The following is an 18,783-nucleotide window of genomic DNA, read 5'->3' as shown; positions in this document are numbered from 1 at the left end:
TATATAGGAAATTTCTTGCTTTTTATTGTAAGTCGTTGAAGTTGAGCGTGGTTAAGGCCCAGGAAGGGTCTGAAAATTTATGGTGTATACACTGTTTTATTAACTGAAATCGTTAAGATAAATCGCAAGAAATATCCTAAAAATTAATGTATTTCAGAGTGTGATTGTTAACCAAAAAAATTACTTATTGGCGGGTTTGGATATGAAAAAACCCGCCGAAGCGGGTTTGAAAGGAGGTTAACTATTACGCTGCAAGTGACTACTGACAAAAGCCCGGCAGCGATCAGAGAGCGGATCGCTAAACACTTGCTGTGGCGGCCCCGACTCTTCGATTTTGCCCTGATGCAGAAACACCGCTTTGTTGGAGACATCACGCGCGAAGCCCATTTCGTGGGTGACGATGATCATCGTGCGTCCCTCTTCAGCCAGGCTGCGGATCACCCGTAACACTTCGCCCACCAGTTCAGGGTCGAGAGCGGAGGTGGGCTCATCGAAAAGAAGCGCTTTGGGCTGCTGTGCCAACGCACGCGCTATCGCCACACGCTGCTGCTGCCCACCTGACAGCTGCGATGGCCACGCGTTGCGCTTTTCATACAGCCCGACTTTATGCAACAGAGCTTCGGCTTCTTCAATCACCTCTTTTTGACTGCGTTTCTGCACATGTACCGGCGCTTCAATAATGTTCTGCAGCACCGTTTTGTGCGGCCACAGATTGAAACTCTGGAAGACAAAACCCAGTTGCATGCGCATCAGTTTGATACGACGCTGCTGCTCACGGCTGAGTTTCTCGTGGGGATTGTCAATGGTGACCACCTCATCCCCGACCGCGATTTCCCCGCCTTGCGGCACTTCAAGAAACGGAATACAGCGTAATAGCGTACTTTTTCCGGAACCACTGGCGCCAATCAGTGATATCACGTCGCCATCCTGCGCCGTCAGGCTGATGTCATGAAGCACCTCATGCCCGCTATAACTTTTTCTGAGATGACTCAGGGCGATAGTGGGTTTACTCATTGACGTGCTCCAACATGATAAGGTGACAAACGGCGCTCCAGCAGCGCCACCGCTTTACTGACCAGCACAGTCAGCAGCAGATAAATGATCGCCGCACTGATAAACACCTCCAGCGCGCGGAATGTCTCTGACACAATCGAGTCCGCGATACCGGTCATTTCCATCAGGCTGATAGTGCTGACCAGTGAAGTGGATTTGATCATCGAGATAATTTCATTGCTGTAAGCAGGCAACGCCTGACGCACGGCGAGCGGCAAGGTGATGCGGCGCAACGTCGTGAAGCGCGACATACCGCTGACTTTGGCTGCCTCAAGCGACTGCACGCTAACGGCATTAAGACCACCACGAAGAATCTCCGAGGTGTAAGCCGCATCGTTGAGCACCAGCGCAATCAACCCGCACCAGTAGGGATCGCGCAACAGCGGCCACAGCACGCTCTCGCGCACTGCCGGTAAACTCCCCAATCCGTAATAGATCATAAAAATCTGGATTAACAAGGGTGTGCCGCGGAACAGCCAAACGTAAAAGCGGGCAAAGACGCTACCATAGCGATTCTGGCGCAACAGGTTGAGCAATAACGCTAAAATCCCCCCACCCAGCAGTGATAAAACGGCCAGATTAAGGGTCAGTGGTAAACCGCGTAGCAACGCGGCAAGCGTATGCTGTAAGAACGTGAAATCCATCGTGGCTCCTTACAACCGCGCGCGTTGTTGCCCGCGCATGGCCACTTTTTCCACATAGCGGAAAACAAAATCGGAACAGGTGGTGATGATCAGGTAGATCACCGCGCCGACGCTGTAAAAGAAAAATGGCATTTGCGTGGAGTTGGATGCGGTGGAAATCTGGTTCATGGTTTCCACCAAGCCCGTCACGGAAACCAAAGCCGATTCTTTAATCACCGACTGCCACTGATTTCCCATTCCCGGAAGAGCCGTGCGCAACGCCTGCGGCACAATCATGCGGCGAAACAACATCAGTCGTCCCATACCTGTCACCGTAGCCGCTTCCAGCGTGCCTTTCGGGATAGCGTAAAATGCCCCACGAAACACACCACTCTGGTAAGCGCCGGAGATCAAACCGATGGCGATAGCCCCGGCGACAAAGCCGTTTACATCAAACGGCCCCTGCATGCCCAACGCTTCCCCAACGAAGGAAACCACCTGGCGTCCGCCGAAGTAAAACAGGTAGATCACCAGCAGTTCGGGTACGCCACGAAACAGCGTGATGTAGCCATTGGCGAGACGCTGTTGCCAACGCGCACCACCAATTTGCATCCAACAGAGTAGGCTGCCAAGCACTGCGCCCAGCAGCCATGCACACAATGAAACGGTGACGGTCACCGTGGCGGCGTCAAGCAACACGCCGCCCCAGCCTTCGTCACCAAACCCTAACAATTGCCAGTCAATAGTCATAAGCGCTCAGCATTACTCCGCAGGCGCGACGTTCTCGCCGAACCATTTTTCTGATAGCTGTTTCAGCGTGCCATCTTTGATCATTGAAACTAAAGCCGTATCCAGCGCCGCTTTGAGCTCCGGGTTGTTCTTCTGAATGGCAATCGCTGAACCCTGCCCTAACACGCCGCCGGAGAAGCCGTAACCGGTGCTGTTCACGGTATCGGTGTGTTTTTTCACATAGGCATTCAGGTTGGTACGTGACGCCATCACTGCATCAACGCGGCCGTTCAGCAGATCAGCAAAGGTTTCCGGACCAGCCTGATAAGTGCGGATGGTGGCAACGTCAGCCAGATATTTGTTGAGGAAATCAGCCTGAATAGTCGCGACCTGCACCGCGATGGTTTTACCTTTGAATTTCGCTTTCAGCGCATCGATGGCTTTCGTCATGCCCGCCTCATCACCCGCCTGAACGACTTCACCGTTACCCGGCAAAGTATCTACAGCGCTACCTTTCAGGGTCACAAAACCAGACACGCTCACGGTGTACTGATGGGTGAAATCCACCACTTCTTCACGTTTAGGTGTCACGGTAACCGCATCAATGACAGCATCATATTTGCCATCGACCAGGCCCGGGATCATGCCGGACCATTTCTGCGCCACGATTTCATATTTAAAACCGGCACGTTTCGCCAGTTCCGCCACCATATCGGGCTCATAGCCAACAATCTTGCCGCTCGGCGTAGACTGGTTGAACGGAGGATAAGCCGCTTCGGTTGCGAATTTCAGTGTGCCAAAATCTTTTGCCTGCACCAGTGCAGAAGTTGCCAGCAGCAACAGGCCAGCGGAAGCGGTAAACAGCCCTTTACGCATCATCATAAAACCTCTGAGTTCATTATTTTAGGAGAGTAAATCGATGGCTAAACGGGCTAATGCCTGAGTGCCTGCATGAATGCTGCGTTCGTCGGGTTGATAATCCGAATTATGCAGATGATCGTCGCGTCCCGGCGCACCGGATCCAATATGAATCTGGCAACCTGGCGCCCGCTCGGTAAACAGGGAGAAGTCCTCCGCGCCAAAACTGGCACTTGGTTTCGCCACAATCGGCTTACCAAACTGGTGCGACAAAATGGGTTCGAGCACATCGATCAGCGCATCATCATTCATTAACGGGGGCACGCCGCGCTGATAGTTGACATCAATGCGTGTATTCAGCGAAAGCGCCACACCGGCACAGATACGCTTAAAAGCGTGCTCAATGTGCGCGCGTGACTCAGGTGATTTCGCCCGCACAGTGCCCTGAATCAGGCAGCTATCGGAAATGATGTTGTGCGTCGAGCCACCATGAATATGGCCAATGGTTAACACCGCAGAATGCGCCGGATCGAGTTCACGTGAAATGATGGTTTGCAGTTGGCTGATGAGGTTCGCCGCCGCAATAATCGGGTCGGTTCCCATATGTGGGCGCGCAGCATGAGTGGATTTGCCGTGGACGACGACATCAAATTCGTCGCTGGAAGCCGTACTGGCACCGCGCGTCAGCGCAATTTCACCTGCCGCCAGCTCGGGCTTATTATGCAGAGTGATCGCCAGATCCACGCCCTCAGCCACGCCATCAGCAATCATCGCCTCGGCGCCACTCTCAGGCGTCTCTTCGGCTGGCTGGAAAATCAGCCGCGCCGTGCCTTTTAACTGGCTGCGGTATTGCGCAACAATCGCCGCCACACCCAGCAGCGTCGCCGTGTGGATATCGTGGCCGCAGGCATGCATTTTACCGGGGTAGGTGCTGCTAAAAGGTAAACCGGTCTGTTCCTGAATCGGCAGCGCGTCCATATCGGCGCGGATGAGGATGGTTTTGCCGGGCTGTTCGCCCACAATATCCACCACCACGCCGGTTTGTCCGACGCCTGTTTGTGGCGAAAGCCCCAGGCGCAGCAGTTCATGCTCGACGATATGCGCGGTACGAATTGTGTCAAATCCGAGTTCGGGGTGCGCGTGAATATCACGGCGGATGGCAATCAGGTGCGCTTCCATACTTTCGCTTTTGGCGCTGATGTCCCTGGCTAAAACATCTTTAAGGTCGGTCATAATTGCATTGATCTTTTCAGGCTGATGCCTGGCCTTTATGGCATTTTTATGATGATTGACCTTGTATTTATTCACAGCCATAGCAGGATTGCAACGCGCATTGCTAATGGTTACTTGCTGAAATATCGTGATATTTTGCTAATCCACTGCGTTTGCAGGATAAAAGCCCGGATTTGCATCTTCAGTCAGTTATAACATTCATAATCCACATGAGATCATCAGAATTACTGATTTTGTGATTGAACAAAAACGGAGCAATTTTTCGGCCACATACAGCTATTTTATTTGCTCAAGCAACCACGCACGCACGGCCTGTACGCTCGTGTGTTCACGTGGACGATGGGGAGAGACCAGATACCAGCCCGCGTCAACGTTCATTTGCTGAGGAAACGCGGGCACCAGACGACCGCGAGCAAGATCGTTTTCGACAAAGTGCGGACTGGTAAGGGCAATGCCCTGCCCGCTGACCGCCGCCTCTAAGGCCAGTGCAGTCTGGTTAAAACGCAAATGATGCTGATGGTGTAGCCTGTTGTGCGGGAAAAGATAAGAGAGAAACACTGGCCAAAGATGGTGCCCGTCATGCAGCAAAGCATAGCGCTCAAAGCTATCCCGATCCTGCGGATCGCCCAACCCAGCCAATAAATCCGGACTCACCACTGCCAATACGCTTTGACTGAACAGCAGCGTGGCATCCAGTCCTGCCCCAAAGGGATGACGACCATAACGCACCGCCAGATCAACCCCTTCGTGATGAAACTGCACCAATCTTTCTGAGGCCAGTACACGAAGGTCAATATCCGGCCACGCGGCGGTAAAGGCCGGTAAGCGAGGCAGCATCCAGCGGCTGGCAAAAGTTGGCGTGACACTCAAGGTCAGATGATCCGGTTCGGGTCGCAAAGCACGTGTGGCCTCATCGATCAACTCAAACGCCTGGCGGACACTCACCGCATAACCTGCACCCGCTGCGGTTAACGCCAAAGTCCGTGGCAGCCGTTCGAACAGTTTCAGCCCCAGGCTGCTCTCCAGCCCACGAATTTGCTGTGCCACCGCGCCCTGAGTGACGCCAAGCTCTTCAGCAGCGAGGCGAAAATTGAGATGACGTGTCACCGCTTCGAATACTTTCAACGCATTAAGCGGCGGTAGCGTGGGAAACCCCTGACCCATCCTGTAGTTTTCCTATCATCAATTGCGAATCAGACTGACTCTCTGCAACCGAATTTAGCCCCTATACTGCAATAAATCGACTTCTAATCTTAAAAAGGATACGAATTATGACAGTAGAAAAAGTCGCAGTGATTGTGGCAGGCGGTAGTGGCATGGGTGCCGCAGCAGCAGAAAAACTGGCAGCGGATGGCTATAAGGTTGCGATCCTTTCCTCCTCTGGCAAAGGGGAAGCGCTGGCTGACCGTTTAGGCGGATTAGGTATCACCGGATCCAACCAGTCAGTAGATGACTTACAAAAACTGGTTGAGGCGACGATGGCGCGGTGGGGTCGCATTGATGTGCTGGTCAATAGCGCCGGACATGGGCCACGTGCGCCGATACTGGAACTGAGTGATGATGACTGGCAGCGCGGCATGGAGACTTATTTCCTGAACGTTGTGCGCGCATCACGTCTGGTGACGCCTATCATGCAGAAACAGGGCGGCGGCAGCATTATCAATATCTCTTCGGCCTGGACGTTCGAACCCACAGACATGTTCCCAACCTCAGCGGTTTTCCGCGCCGGACTCGCCTCATTCACCAAAATTTTCGCTGACGCTTACGCAGCGGATAACATTCGCATCAACAACGTGTTACCGGGCTGGATCGACAGTCTGCCGAAAAGTGATGAGCGTCGTGAGAGTGTGCCACTTAAACGCTATGGCACGGCAGATGAAGTCGCCGCCACCATCGCGTTCCTCGCCTCACCCGGCGCGGCCTACATCACCGCTCAGAACATTCGTGTTGATGGAGGCGTCACCCACAGCGTGTAAAACCGTTGTCTCCAGCCGCGTGAAGTTCCAATCTTCGCGGCTGGAGGCCCCTCTCCCACTTTCGTCCCTCGCACAAACAAGACTGGTCTCGTCGATCGTTGTGTAAGAAATAGTCAGAATATTCCTATCCGCTGCCAGACCTTTCTGAACGCAGCCACTCCATATCCGATTAAACATTCTGACCCGAGGTTTCTATGCAAACGATTTTACGTGCGCGCATCAATGCGCTTATCAATCCTGAACGCCATCAGATCTGGCAGTGGATGCTGGCAGGCTGTGCGATGTTTTGGATTGTGGCGGTGATTGCCGTGATGGGCATTCGTTAAATTAATGTGCCTGTAGTCTCCCGGTTAATTGCTCAGGGGGCAGCAGTTCAAATGCCCTTTTCATCACCCTCGCTTCTTCTGCCGGGCTGCGACCAAACAGGCGTTTAAACTCGCGATTAAACTGGGAATCACTTTCATATCCCACTCGCGCTGCCGCACCGGCAGCGGTCAGATTATCGCGAATCATCATCAAACGAGCCTGATGCAAACGTAGCGATTTAAGGTATTGAATCGGAGACGTTTGCGTCACCGTTTTAAAATGCAGATGGAAACGCGGCACGCTCATCCCCGCTTCGTTCGCCAGGTGCGGTACATCCAATGGCTGCTGCCAGTCAGCATGAATACGCTGCAGTGCACGGGCTATACGGCCAAAATGGCCCTGATAGGTCAGCGCCGCGCGCACCGCCCCGCCTTGTTCGCCCATTAATATACGAAAGCAGACCTCCTCTACGCGCGCGGGTCCCAGCACTTTAGCCTCCAGAGGATCACTGAGCGCCTCCAGTAATCGCAACGTGCTTTCTGCCAGCACATCATTAATCGGCGTAGAGATAATCCCTGCTGGTGGTACCGTGACCGCCGTCTCAGCTTCGGCAAGTTGTGCCACTAACCGCGCGACCATCGTAGCATCCAGACGGATTGCTATACCTAGCAGTGGCTCTTCAGAAGTTGCTTCAGTTTCGGCGGAAAAGGGCAACGGCACTGACAGCACCAGATAATGCTGTGCGTCATAGCGATACATTTTATCGGCGAGAAAGGCGCGTTTCGATCCCTGGCAAATAATGATGATGCTGGGCTCATACAGCACCGGCGTGCGCGCCCACTGTTGGTCCGCACGCATAAAGCGCACGCTCTCCAGTAAGGATTCGGTATAGCCTTCCTGACGTGCCAACTGACGTAACAGGTGGCAGGTTTGCTGTTTTACCGTGTTCGACATAGATAGCGTTCCAGAGAGAGGTTCAGGCAAAGCATAGCCATTTCATTCAGTGATGCACAATGGCGGCGAGAGAATCAGGCAAATATTCGCCACAATCCGGTCTGTTGCGCCCGGCTGAATTTTTCAACAATAGCCTCGTCAATTACACGAGGAACTCACCATGAACTCCAACCAAAAAGTTATTTTGTTGACCGGTGCCAGCAGCGGGATCGGTGAAGGCATTGCCCGTCATCTGGCCGAGCAAGGGCATAAACTGGTGCTGGGTGCGCGCCGTACCGATCGACTGGCAAACTTGTGCGATGAATTACGCCGTGAAGGTGCCAGCATGGATTTTCTCGCAACGGATGTGACACAGCGAAGTGACACACAAAAACTGGCGGATTTCGCGCTGGAAAAATACGGACGCATTGATGTGATGATCAACAACGCTGGCGTTATGCCACTCTCCCCGATGAGTTCAATGAAAGTTGAAGAGTGGGATTTAATGCTGGACGTCAATGTTCGCGGCGTGTTGTACGGGATCGCTGCGGTGCTACCCACCATGCAGGCACAGCGCATGGGGCACATAATTAATATCGCATCCGTGGGTGCATTGACGGTTTCCCCCACCGCCGCCGTTTACTGCGCAACCAAATATGCAGTTCGCGCCATTTCCGATGGTTTGCGCCAGGAATCGCGTGAGCTGCGCGTCACGGTAATCAACCCCGGGGTGGTGGAATCTGAACTGGCAGACAGCATCAGCGACAACGTGGCGCGCGAGGCGATGAAAAGCTATCGACAGATTGCACTCAAGCCCGAGGCTATCGCCAGAGCAGTCAGTTGGGCCATCGATCAGCCTGGCGAAGTCGACGTTAACGAAATCACCGTGCGCCCTACTGCCAGTGGGCATTGAGGTAAAATATCCCTGGCGATTTCAGGCTGAAATTCGCAGAAATCGCTGTGGTGTTTCACCCATCAAACGGCGGAACATCGAGATAAAGGCGCTGGGGCTTTGGTAGCCAAGTTGGTTGGCGGTGCGCAAAACCGTCTGCCCTTGCGCCAATTGCACCAGTGCCTCTGAGAGACGTAACTGCTGGCGCCATTGAGTAAAGGTGATACCGGTTTGCTCGCGGAACAAGCGGGCCAGCGTGCGCGAACTGGCGCCGACGCGCTGGCCCCACTCTTCCAGCGTATCGCCGCTGGCCGGGGTCGCCAGTAGCTGCTGGCAAATGTTGAGTAAACGGCGGTCGCTGGGCAACGGCAGATTACACACCGGACCGTCCGAGGCACGGCGAATCTCATCCAGTAACAGCGGTGAGATCAGATCTACACGCGCGAGGTCGGTCTGCGGTTGCAACTCGATCTCCACCAGCGTTTGCATCAACACCTGTAATAGCGGCGAGATCAACATGCTACGCGCCTGCGGCCAAAACGCCCGCGCCAGTTTGGGATCGAGATACAAACTGGCACTGCGGATATCGCTTAGCGCGGTCACGCGTGCGGTACACTGCCCGGCAGCCAAAGCGCACGACCGGGAGTCAATGTCCAGGAAGCGGTTTGCGTCTGCACGCGCATCACACCCTGCAAACAGAGCACCAGTTGCGCCACTTCATGCGCGTGCCAGCGCTCTTCACGACCAGCCTGATAATGCATTTCGCGCGTGGCGAGTAATGGCAGTGCTGGCGTCATTTCCGCCGCAAGTGGTTTCTGCAACACCCTTTCACCCAATCCCGTTAAATTGCCGATTGATGTCTGCTCTGCGTTATTTGCAATTGAGAAGGTGCAAACCCGCCAGCAGGACGCTATCAAATAAGATAGTAATGATTATCATTTGTATCACTATTTGGGGCCATTGGAACATATCGGGGAAAATAAATGCCGGGTCATTGCACCTTTAAGCGCAAGCCACTGAGCGTATTGCTGCTGATGCTGATCAGCAGCACATCAGGTTGGGCTGCTGATAATAATAACAATTCGAACGCCACACTCACCGTGACAGCCAACAGTGTCGATAGCGATAGCGCAGATGCCGACAGCTGGAATCAGGTGGCAAAGAAAGCAGATTCTGTCACAAAAAGCACGCGGCCGATTATCGAAACGCCACAAAGCATCTCGGTGATCACCCAGGCGCAAATGGCTTCGCAGGCGGCATTGAATGTGCCACAAGCACTGCGTTACAACGCGGGAATTAGTGCCGAAGGCGGCGGTGCTGATTATCGTTTTGACGACATCTATATCCGTGGTTTTGCCGCCGATGAATACCTGGATGGCTTACGCCTGCCAACGGTGACTTACTGGTCGCGTCCGAATTACGACACTTTCCTGCTGGATCGCGTTGAGGTGGTCAATGGCCCGAGTTCAGTGACATTCGGCCAGGCGAGTCCCGGCGGCGTGATTAATCTGATGAGTAAGCGCCCGACCGCGGAGCCCATTCACCAGATTTTTGTCAGCACCGGCAGTCATAATCTGTTCGAAACGGGACTCGATCTCTCTGGCGCACTGGATAACGATGAACACTGGCTGGGCCGCATCACCGGGACCTGGACGCGTAATGACACGCAAGTCGATTACACCAAATACAAGCATTACGATATCGCGCCCGCGTTGACCTGGCAGCCGAATGACGACACGCGCCTGACGTTACTTGGACAATTCCGCAAAGATCCTTACACCGGTTTTTACAATCAGCTGCCACTGGAAGGCAGCCTTGTAAAACTTGCGCAGGGCAATTTCTCTGACAAATTCTACGGCGGTCAGCCCGGCTTCGACTATTACCGTCGTGAGCAGGCCAGCATCGGCTATGACTTCATGCACAAGTTCGATGACGTCTGGAGCGTACATCAAAACCTGCGCTATCTGCATACCAGCAGCGATTATCAGATGGTCTATCCCACCGCGACCATCACCGATGGATCAGCCACGGTGAGTCGCGACAGCATGCGGGTGATCGAGTCATTTAACGCCTTTGATGTGGATACCAACCTGCAAGGCAATCTCGATACCGGCGCCATCAATCACGCGCTGACGTTGGGTGTCGATTTTGTGCATGACGATTTGCGGCAGAACAGCGGTTACGGCAGCGCGTCAGATATCAGCTATCTCAATCCGGACTACAGTACCCCAGTAGAATCGCCATCGATCGATTATCACAGTCGCTCTTTCATGACCCAGCAAGGTATCTATCTGCAGGACAGCATGAAGTGGAACAACTGGGTGCTAAATCTGGGTGGCCGTTATGACAAAGCGCAAACGCGAAGCCAGAACTGGGTCAGTGGCACGCGCACTGAGCTGAATGATTACGCCACCACCGGCCGTGCCGGTTTGCTGTATCACTTTAATAACGGCATTGCGCCTTACATCAGCTACGGTACGTCGTTCCAGCCGCAGGCGGGTACCTCGTTTGGCGGCGATCCGTTTAAACCGACCAAAGGCAAACAGTCGGAAGTCGGGATTAAGTATCAGCCAAACGGCTTTAATGCGCTGTTCAGTGCGGCCCTGTATGACCTGCGCCAAGCCAACGTGTTGACCGCCGATCCGGATCACGCCAACTACTCGGTACAGACCGGCGAAATTCGTTCACAGGGATTAGAACTGGAAGCGAAAGCCAATATCACATCTCGCTGGCTGGTGAATGCCTCTTATGCACTGACCAACCCGAAAGTGTTGTCAGCCAATGATGATACGCAAGGTAAGCAACCGGTATCGATTGCCCGCCAGACTGCTGCGCTCTGGACCGAATATGCTCTGCCGGGTGTATTGGATGGCCTGACGATTGGCGGCGGCGGTCGATACGTGGGCACCAGCTATGCCACCAGCGACAACAGCCTGAAAGTGCCGGCTGCGATGATCTACGACGCGATGATGCGCTATCGCTGGCAGGATTGGCAGCTTGGTCTGAATCTGCAAAACCTGACCGATAAACAGTACCTCAGCAACTGTAACGATCTGGGTTGTCACTTTGGCTTACGCCGTCAATTGATCGCCACGGTGAGTTATCAGTGGTAATCCGACGTCGAACACTGATTAAGGGCGCGCTGGCAGGCGCGGCCCTTTTTTCGTTTCCGCTGCAGGCAAAAACGACGCCGCGCTGGGTGATCCTCGATTGGGGGATCACCGAAATGGCTCTGCTGTTGGGCATCACGCCGGTTGGCATTGCCGCCCCCGACTGGTATCGCCGCCTGTTTAGCCAGCCTCCGCTTCCCGAGCAGATCGCCGACGTGGGTTTGTTATTTCAACCCAATTACGAAACCTTGTTTGAATTGCGACCTGACACATTGCTAGTCACGCCAGCACACCGTATGGCTGAAGCACAACTAACCCGCATTGCCCCGTTATCCTACTTTTCGACAAGTGGCCCCCATCCGTGGCAACAGGCGCAGCAGAATCTGCATGCGCTGGCACAGCTGGCCGGTCTCCGCACACGCGCTGACCAAGTCATGGCAGGTTTGCTGCAACGCCTGGAAAAAGCGCGACAGCAAGCCGTTCACTTCAAAGACAAACCCATCTATTTACTGCATCCACTGGATACCCTGCATGTGCTGGCTTTGGGCGCGGGAAGTCTGTTTACTGACGTGCTGGGTTTACTTGACCTGCCCCACCACACGCCGTTTGCGGTGGGCGCTCAGGGCTATGCCACGCTGGAACTGGAGCAACTCACGCAGTTGCCGCCCGGCTGGCTGGCGCTGCTGCCTTCCTGGCCGGAAATTGATCTCAACCCCGTATTGCAATCTCCGTTGTGGCATACCCTGACGCGATCGGATGGGCATCGGTTGCTGGAGTTACCGGATGGACTTTCAACGGGAGGAGGCGTGCTCACCGCCGTGCGTTTCGCCGAAGCGCTGGTCAAGGCGTTAAACGAGGCAAATCCATGAATCGCCATCCCGCCTCACTGACGCTTTTACTGTTTGCAGTTGCGCTGATGCTATGTCTTGAGCAGCTGGCGCACCAATTGCCGTGGCACGATGCCTGGCAAGCGCTGCACCACACCGCAATGCCCACGCTGGCACAACAGGTCTTCACGCTGATATGGTTACCTCGTCAGGGTATGGCGATTTTATGTGGTCTGGCGTTGGGCTTTACCGGCGTGGTAATGCAGCAGGCGCTGCGCAATCCGTTAGCCGAACCGATGACGCTGGGCATTGCTTCCGGCGCAACCTTAGCGCTTTCCCTCACCACCTTGATGGCACCTGCATGGCTGCTGCTGGGGCGAGAATGGATTGCGCTCAGTGGAGCGATCGTCGCCTTTGCGCTGGTCTTTCTGCTTAGTGTACGTCAGGGGTTTACCCCGCTGGCGTTAACGCTCGCGGGTATGCTGGTGAACCTGTATTGCGGTGCCGCCAATCTGCTGTTGTCGATCATTTACGATCGTTCGCTGTCCGCCGTGTTTATCTGGTGTGGCGGCTCGCTGGCGCAGGAGAATGCGCATGCATTGTGGTGGTTACTACCGCGCTTGCTCATCGCGGCATTCCCCGTGCTGCTGATTTTACGCCCTTTACGCCTGCTGGCGCTGGATGAACGGGTTGCTCACTCAATCGGTTTGCCTGCTGGATGGGTGCGAGGGATTGCGATAAGTTCCGCGTTGCTGATAAGCAGCCTGGTGATCAGTGTGGTGGGCGTCATCGGTTTTATCGCGCTTGCTGCGCCACACCTGGCCGTACTGGCGGGCGCGAAAAGCCTGCGCCAGAAGCTTCTCTGGTCACCGCTGCTGGCCGCCGGTTTACTGTGGCTGACCGATCAGTGGGTCAGTCGCCTCAATGGTATTGATGGCTTGCTGCTCCCCACCGGCATGATGACCGCGCTGGCAGGTGCGCCGCTGTTACTGTGGTTTTTGCCGCGCCTGCGCCATCTTTTTCAGCCCGATGTGAACGAGCCTCAACCTGCTCCCTGCCCGGCGCGACGCTTTACACGCCTGCCGGTACTTGCTCTCTTTGTGGTAATGCTGGTTGTCGCGCTTGCCTTTGCTCAAGGGGTAAATGGCTGGCGCTGGAATTCCATTACTGAGATCCAGGTGATGTTGCCATTTCGCCTGCCGCGCTTGCTGGCCGCCATCGCCGCCGGCGTGCTGCTGGCAGCTGCGGGCGTTATTTTGCAACGCATCAGCCGCAATCCGATGGCCAGCCCAGAGTTGCTCGGCATCGGTGCCGGTGCCTCATTGGGTATTACGGTGCAACTGTTACTTTGGCCGATGGCAGCGATGCCGATGATGATTGCCAGTAGTGCGGCAGGTGCGCTGATCACACTGGGGATAACGTTGTGGCAGGCGCGCCACTATGCCCTCAATCCACAACGCATGTTGCTGAGCGGGCTGGCCATTACTGCACTGTTCCAGTCCGTTGCCGCCATTGTTATCAGCAACAACGGTATGGCCGCCGCGATGCTGCGCCAGTTGATGACCGGATCCACCTATTACGTCAGCACACCCATCGCCGTGATAGCTTTCACCCTGGCCCTGTTACTGCTGGCACTCACTCCCCTGCTGCGGCGAGCGATGTTGCTTTTGCCACTGCAGGGAATTCCCTCCTCGCTTGGGCTGAACGTGACTCAATCCCGGCTTTTGCTGATGCTGCTGGCTGCGGCGATGACCGGCGTTGCCACCTTAATTGTTGGGCCATTGTCGTTTATCGGCTTACTTGGCCCGCAACTGGCCCGCCAGCTGGGCGCGCGTAAACCCATGGAACAGATGCTGTTTGCCGCCGTGATCGCCGCCATTTTAATGATGCTGGCTGATTGGGCCGGCAGCAACCTGCTGTATCCACGGCAAATTCCTGCGGGCCTGATGGCAACCCTGATGGGCGGACCATGGCTGGCATTGCTGCTGTGGCGGCCGTTGGATAGCACAAACTCATAGGAGATGAGGTGTCGATTTATTTGATGTTACTGCGCACCACCGGTGTGCTGTTTTTTGTCGCGCTGGCCTGCAGCGTGATCGGTGGTTTGAGCAACGCGGCGCTGCTGGCACTCATCAATCAGGGATTGAGCGCCACGGAGGCACAGCGCTGGCAACTGGCGTGGCAGTTCGCCCTGCTGGCGCTGCTGATGCTGGGCACGCGCACCCTGAGTCAGTCCCTGTTTATGGCAATGGGTCAGCGCTGCAAAGCCGAGTTGCGCCGCAAGCTGGTCCAGCAGGTAGCGGATGCCGGTTATGCCGATCTTGAACAGCACGGCATGCCGCGTGCCCTCAGCGTTTTGACGCAGGACCTCGACCAGGTGGTGGTGTTCTTTATTGCCTTGCCGGGTTTCGTGATGTCGCTGGCAGTGATCATCGGCTGCATGGGCTATCTCGGTTATCTGTCGCTGACCGTGATGATGATTGCGCTTATCACAGTGTTGATAGGCTCACTCGGCTACAGTGGCGTGCATCGGCGCGCCTTACAACTGATGCGCCAGTCACGTCAGCGTGAAGAGACGCTGACTGGTGAGGTGAGCGCGCTGTTCAGCGGCGCGAAAGAACTGCGCTTACACGCCCCGCGCAAACAGGCGTTTTTGCATAACAAACTTTTCAATATCATCGAGCAGGTGCGCGTGGAACGTACGCGCGGTTACGTGCTGTATGCTCTGGCCAACATTTGGGCCAGCGTCTTCTTTTTTGCTTTTATTGGCGTGGTGATGTTTTTACTCGCCAACATGCTGGATTTACACGGCGCGGTGATGTCTGGTTTCGCGATGGTGTTTCTTTATATGATCGTGCCGATTGAGACAGCGCTCGCCGCCCTGCCCGGCCTGACACTCACGCAGGTTGCACTCAAACGCATTCAAGCCATGCAGCAGCAGCTGCCACCTGAGCAAACAACCTTTGGTGCACCGCCGCTCAGTTTCCATCAGCTGGCACTGCGCGACATCACCTATCAGCATGAGGCATTTCAGCTCGGCCCACTCTCATTGCAGTTTCGTCCCGGTGAGTTGGTGTATCTGACGGGCGGCAACGGTAGCGGTAAAACCACGCTGGCTCGACTGCTTACCGGCTTATATCAGGCGGATAGTGGTCAACTGCTGCTGGACGGTGAAGTCATCAATGAGAGCAACCGCGCCGGTTATCGTCAGCTGTTTTCTGCCGTGTTTAATGATTTTCATCTGTTTGAGGATTTGCAAGGCATCGACAGCACACGCTGGAATGACGAAGCGCACGCCCTGCTGGATGCCCTGCAATTAACCCGAAAAGTCACGCTGGTGGAGGGCACTTTCTCGACGCTGGCGCTCTCCACCGGACAGCGTAAGCGCCTGGCGCTGCTGGTGGCCTGGCTGGAAGACCGCCCGTTCTATCTGTTTGATGAATGGGCTGCCGATCAGGATCCGACGTTTCGCGAGGTGTTTTACCACCAACTGCTCCCCGCGCTGAAAGCACGAGGGAAAACCGTTCTGGTGATCACCCATGACGATCGCTATTTCCACCTCGCCGATCGCTGTTTGAAGCTGGAGCTGGGCCAGTTAGTTAGCGCTTGAGCCTGGCGGCGGCAGCTTCTGTGGCCTCGCGGCGGCGAGCAATAAAGTCATGCATCTGGTTTTGCGCCTGCGCCAGTCGTTCCGGCGAGGCGCTGCGTGGTGAACCTGCATGAAACGGTGGCGCGGGATCGTACTCCATCTGCAGTTGAATGTTTTCCGCCACGTCGCGGCCAAACAGTTCTTCTGCCACAGTGAGTGCAAAATCGATACCTGACGTAACACCCGCGCCGGTAATCCGATTACGATCGCGCACCACACGTTCGGCTACCGGCGTGGCACCCAGCAGGCTGAGCTGATCCAATGACCCCCAATGCGAAGTGGCACGATATCCCTGCAACAAACCGGCGGCCCCCAGCACCAGTGAACCGGTACATACCGATGTCACCCATTGGGCTTGTTCGGCCTTTTGCCGCACAAAATCCAGCGTCTCTTCATCCTCCATCAGCGCAATTTGTCCCGGACCGCCAGGAATGCAGATTAGATCGAGGGGCGGACACTCAGAAAACGTTGTCGTCGGTACGATGGCTAAACCTCGGTCGGACATCACCGGTTGTCGGTCTTTCCAGATAAGAAAGTTACTCACGCCGGGCATGCGAGCAAAGACTTCCCACGGGCCAGTGAGATCGAGTTGAGTGAGATGCGGGAACAGCAGCAGACCAATATTGAACGGCGAAGAGGCGGCCATGATAGGCTCCGATAAGGGGTCAGAGCGTTATCATGGCCTTGATACGAAAAGGATTGCAACGGGTTAATTCATCAGCGGTTTTGCCATCGGTGCTTTCACGCCATCAGCCAGCGCGAACAAAGCTTCGACACGGGCTTTCTCTTTGTCGTCAACCGGGATCAGCAAACCACATACCACAAACACCGCCACGTTACCCGCCAGGCCAACGATGCCGCTGGTCAGCGAGCCAAGCGCCGGGATGTCATCCGGGAAGAACACGGTGAGCACGATAGCGATAATAATCCCGGTCATCATGCCCAGTAGCGCACCCTGTTTGTTACCAAAGCGGCTAAAGATACCAAAGAACAACGGCACCGCCAGCTGAATAATCCCCTGATAGGAGATCTGCGCCAGCAGCTGCAAACGGGAATAGTTGAAGGTGAAGTACGCCAACAGCGCGGCAGCGACAATAAATACCACCATGCCCGACTTCGCCAGCACCGTCAGTTGACGATCGCTACGCGGTTTATTCCAGGTCGCCAGATCGTTGGCAAACTGCGTACCACATACCTGCACGCATCCATCAACGTGACCAATACTGGCAGCAAGAACAATCACCAGCGCCAGTGCCAGTAACCACGGACCGCCCTGATCAAACAGCGCCGTGAAGAAGCCATTTTGTGGATTGGCCTGCACGTTAGGATCCTGACTGACCGCCGTGGCGAACAGCATCAGGATGGCGTAAAAACCGCCCACCAGCAGAATCGTCAGCAAAGTGCCTTTCTTGACGGCACGGATGCCGCTGGCGGTATAAATGCGCTGGAAGCTCATCGGCCAGCACATTGACCCAATCACACCGGTGAAAATCAGGCTGAACATATACCAGGGACCATAGTGCGAACCCTCCGCGCCCGGAATCTGCAGCATTGCGGGTGGTAACGTTGCCAGTTGGCCGAAGCCATGATCGCCACCAAACAACAGCACCACGCACACCAGCGCACCCAACCCATAGGCGATGATGCCTTGATACATATCCGTCATGATCAACCCACGCATGCCCATGCTGACGGTCCAGTACTGACGCACCAGAATCAGCAACACGCCAGCAATCAGGCAGGTGGTGACACCCCAACGGCCAAAACTGGCAAATTCCACCAACAACGCCAGTGCCTGTATCCCCATCACCACCCACGGGAAGACGCAGATGATGCCGATAATCGACGCCACTCGCTTCACCGCCGGGCTGTTGAAACGCATGCCGAGCAGATCGGGTTGTGTCGTCAGATTGAAGTGCTGGCCCCATTTCCACGCGCGGCGCGCCATCAGATACATGGCTGTCACGCCGAGCGTTGAGTAGACCGCGCCATAGAAGCCGATCACTCCGCTCACCGATAGTGAGAAGAAAGCGGTAAAAGTCGCTCCCGGCCACCACGAGTTGGTATAGCTCATGGCGATATACCACGGCCCATACGATCGGCCGCCGACGGCGTAATCAGAAAAGGAGGTGCTTTTACGGTTGGTGGCATACAGCACGGCAATCATGATCGCCAGAAACAGGCCAATCATGCCAAAGGTAATTAAATAATGGGGTTCTGCTGCAGTGATTTTCATGCGACTTCCTCATCATCCGGAATTTCACCAAACGCGCATTCCGCCAGATACATAACCCATAATCCCACACCCAGGAATACCGCAATCGCGAGCCAATAAACGATCGGCAGAGGTATCCCCAGTAATAACGCACTACTTCCGCTGACGCTTAAATAAAGCGGTGGGCAAAGTGCCAGCAGTAATAATGCCAACAGGTATAGGGCGAAGATTTTATTTTTAATACTTATGCGGGCGCGTAATTGCTGCGCCATGACCATCGAACTCATAATAACCTCCTCAATATTAATTGACGGTGTGCGCACTCCTTTACCTGCTGAATATCAGCATTTCCCCTTTGGTGTAACCTCAACATCAGACA

The 18,783-nt window shown here is 55.0% G+C and carries 19 protein-coding genes; 7 read left to right on the top strand and 12 right to left on the bottom strand.

The features are described from left to right. Positions 1-237: 237 nt before the first annotated feature. The 6 genes from QMZ65_RS13095 to QMZ65_RS13070 form a co-directional block, all read right to left on the bottom strand. On the bottom strand, positions 238-1,014 hold the full coding sequence (locus QMZ65_RS13095) for an ABC transporter ATP-binding protein (protein ID WP_034822286.1): 777 nt from the start codon (positions 1,012-1,014) through the stop codon (positions 238-240). Further along, positions 1,011-1,697, bottom strand: coding sequence for an ABC transporter permease (locus tag QMZ65_RS13090; RefSeq protein WP_045816765.1), 687 nt, complete (start codon positions 1,695-1,697; stop codon positions 1,011-1,013). The genes QMZ65_RS13095 and QMZ65_RS13090 overlap by 4 nt, the downstream gene beginning before the upstream one ends. Positions 1,698-1,706: 9 nt before the next feature. Next, the gene (locus tag QMZ65_RS13085) at positions 1,707-2,426 is read right to left on the bottom strand and encodes an ABC transporter permease (RefSeq protein WP_034822289.1); all 720 of its coding nucleotides are present in this window, start codon (positions 2,424-2,426) and stop codon (positions 1,707-1,709) included. Positions 2,427-2,438: 12 nt separating this feature from the next. After that, positions 2,439-3,287 (bottom strand): transporter substrate-binding domain-containing protein, encoded by an 849-nt coding sequence (locus QMZ65_RS13080; RefSeq protein WP_230599012.1) that lies wholly within the window; start codon positions 3,285-3,287, stop codon positions 2,439-2,441. 21 nt (positions 3,288-3,308) lie between these two features. Then, positions 3,309-4,496, bottom strand: coding sequence for a M20 metallopeptidase family protein (locus tag QMZ65_RS13075; protein ID WP_097117925.1), 1,188 nt, complete (start codon positions 4,494-4,496; stop codon positions 3,309-3,311). Positions 4,497-4,772: 276 nt separating this feature from the next. After that, complete coding sequence (locus QMZ65_RS13070; protein WP_283216141.1) at positions 4,773-5,660, bottom strand: LysR substrate-binding domain-containing protein; 888 nt, start codon at positions 5,658-5,660, stop codon at positions 4,773-4,775. 107 nt (positions 5,661-5,767) lie between these two features. On the opposite strand from QMZ65_RS13070, the gene QMZ65_RS13065 reads away from it, so the two are divergent. Both QMZ65_RS13065 and QMZ65_RS13060 read left to right on the top strand, forming a co-directional pair. Next, complete coding sequence (locus QMZ65_RS13065; protein ID WP_283216140.1) at positions 5,768-6,472, top strand: SDR family oxidoreductase; 705 nt, start codon at positions 5,768-5,770, stop codon at positions 6,470-6,472. 194 nt (positions 6,473-6,666) lie between these two features. Then, a complete protein-coding gene (locus QMZ65_RS13060) occupies positions 6,667-6,798 on the top strand; it encodes a hypothetical protein (protein ID WP_255253246.1) in 132 nt (43 codons plus the stop codon). 1 nt (position 6,799) lies between these two features. Here QMZ65_RS13060 and QMZ65_RS13055 read toward each other — a convergent pair whose 3' ends face one another. Then, positions 6,800-7,732 carry an AraC family transcriptional regulator gene (locus QMZ65_RS13055; RefSeq protein ID WP_283216139.1) on the bottom strand — a complete coding sequence of 311 codons (933 nt, stop codon included), beginning with the start codon at positions 7,730-7,732 and terminating at the stop codon, positions 6,800-6,802. Positions 7,733-7,892: 160 nt separating this feature from the next. Between QMZ65_RS13055 and QMZ65_RS13050 the strand changes: the two genes are divergently transcribed. Then, complete coding sequence (locus QMZ65_RS13050; RefSeq protein ID WP_097117613.1) at positions 7,893-8,624, top strand: SDR family oxidoreductase; 732 nt, start codon at positions 7,893-7,895, stop codon at positions 8,622-8,624. Positions 8,625-8,645: 21 nt separating this feature from the next. Here the strand turns inward: QMZ65_RS13050 and QMZ65_RS13045 are convergent, their stop codons facing one another. Continuing rightward, positions 8,646-9,233 carry a helix-turn-helix transcriptional regulator gene (locus QMZ65_RS13045; protein WP_283216138.1) on the bottom strand — a complete coding sequence of 196 codons (588 nt, stop codon included), beginning with the start codon at positions 9,231-9,233 and terminating at the stop codon, positions 8,646-8,648. Next, complete coding sequence (locus QMZ65_RS13040) at positions 9,203-9,427, bottom strand: cupin domain-containing protein (RefSeq protein ID WP_283216137.1); 225 nt, start codon at positions 9,425-9,427, stop codon at positions 9,203-9,205. Before QMZ65_RS13040 ends, QMZ65_RS13045 begins: the two co-directional genes overlap by 31 nt. Positions 9,428-9,586: 159 nt before the next feature. Between QMZ65_RS13040 and QMZ65_RS13035 the strand changes: the two genes are divergently transcribed. From QMZ65_RS13035 to QMZ65_RS13020, 4 genes are read left to right on the top strand one after another with little or no spacing between them, the layout of a single operon-like run. Next, entirely contained in the window at positions 9,587-11,716 is a 2,130-nt protein-coding gene (locus QMZ65_RS13035; protein ID WP_283216136.1) for a TonB-dependent siderophore receptor, read from the top strand. Next, entirely contained in the window at positions 11,710-12,582 is an 873-nt protein-coding gene (locus QMZ65_RS13030; RefSeq protein WP_283216135.1) for an ABC transporter substrate-binding protein, read from the top strand. The genes QMZ65_RS13035 and QMZ65_RS13030 overlap by 7 nt, the downstream gene beginning before the upstream one ends. Further along, positions 12,579-14,558, top strand: coding sequence for a Fe(3+)-hydroxamate ABC transporter permease FhuB (gene fhuB, locus QMZ65_RS13025; RefSeq protein ID WP_283216134.1), 1,980 nt, complete (start codon positions 12,579-12,581; stop codon positions 14,556-14,558). Before QMZ65_RS13030 ends, fhuB begins: the two co-directional genes overlap by 4 nt. A gap of 8 nt (positions 14,559-14,566) precedes the next feature. Next, positions 14,567-16,150 carry a cyclic peptide export ABC transporter gene (locus tag QMZ65_RS13020; protein ID WP_283216133.1) on the top strand — a complete coding sequence of 528 codons (1,584 nt, stop codon included), beginning with the start codon at positions 14,567-14,569 and terminating at the stop codon, positions 16,148-16,150. On the opposite strand, the gene QMZ65_RS13015 is transcribed toward QMZ65_RS13020, so the two are convergent. The 3 genes from QMZ65_RS13015 to QMZ65_RS13005 all read right to left on the bottom strand — a co-directional run bounded on the left by QMZ65_RS13015 (position 16,140) and on the right by QMZ65_RS13005 (position 18,691). Beyond that, positions 16,140-16,835: a DJ-1/PfpI family protein gene (locus QMZ65_RS13015; protein WP_283216132.1), complete on the bottom strand. Its 696-nt coding sequence runs from the start codon at positions 16,833-16,835 to the stop codon at positions 16,140-16,142. The two genes, QMZ65_RS13020 and QMZ65_RS13015, sit on opposite strands and share 11 nt — an antisense overlap. A 63-nt stretch (positions 16,836-16,898) precedes the next feature. After that, on the bottom strand, positions 16,899-18,425 hold the full coding sequence (locus QMZ65_RS13010) for a sodium:solute symporter family protein (protein WP_211728731.1): 1,527 nt from the start codon (positions 18,423-18,425) through the stop codon (positions 16,899-16,901). Continuing rightward, entirely contained in the window at positions 18,422-18,691 is a 270-nt protein-coding gene (locus QMZ65_RS13005) for a hypothetical protein (protein ID WP_034822302.1), read from the bottom strand. Before QMZ65_RS13005 ends, QMZ65_RS13010 begins: the two co-directional genes overlap by 4 nt. Positions 18,692-18,783: the final 92 nt, after the last annotated feature.

It is taken from the genome of Pantoea sp. EABMAA-21 (assembly GCF_030053335.1).
Taxonomy (GTDB): Bacteria; Pseudomonadota; Gammaproteobacteria; order Enterobacterales; family Enterobacteriaceae; genus Pantoea; species Pantoea communis.
Note: the sequence above shows the minus strand (reverse complement) of the source record. Positions and strands in the feature narration are given on the sequence as shown.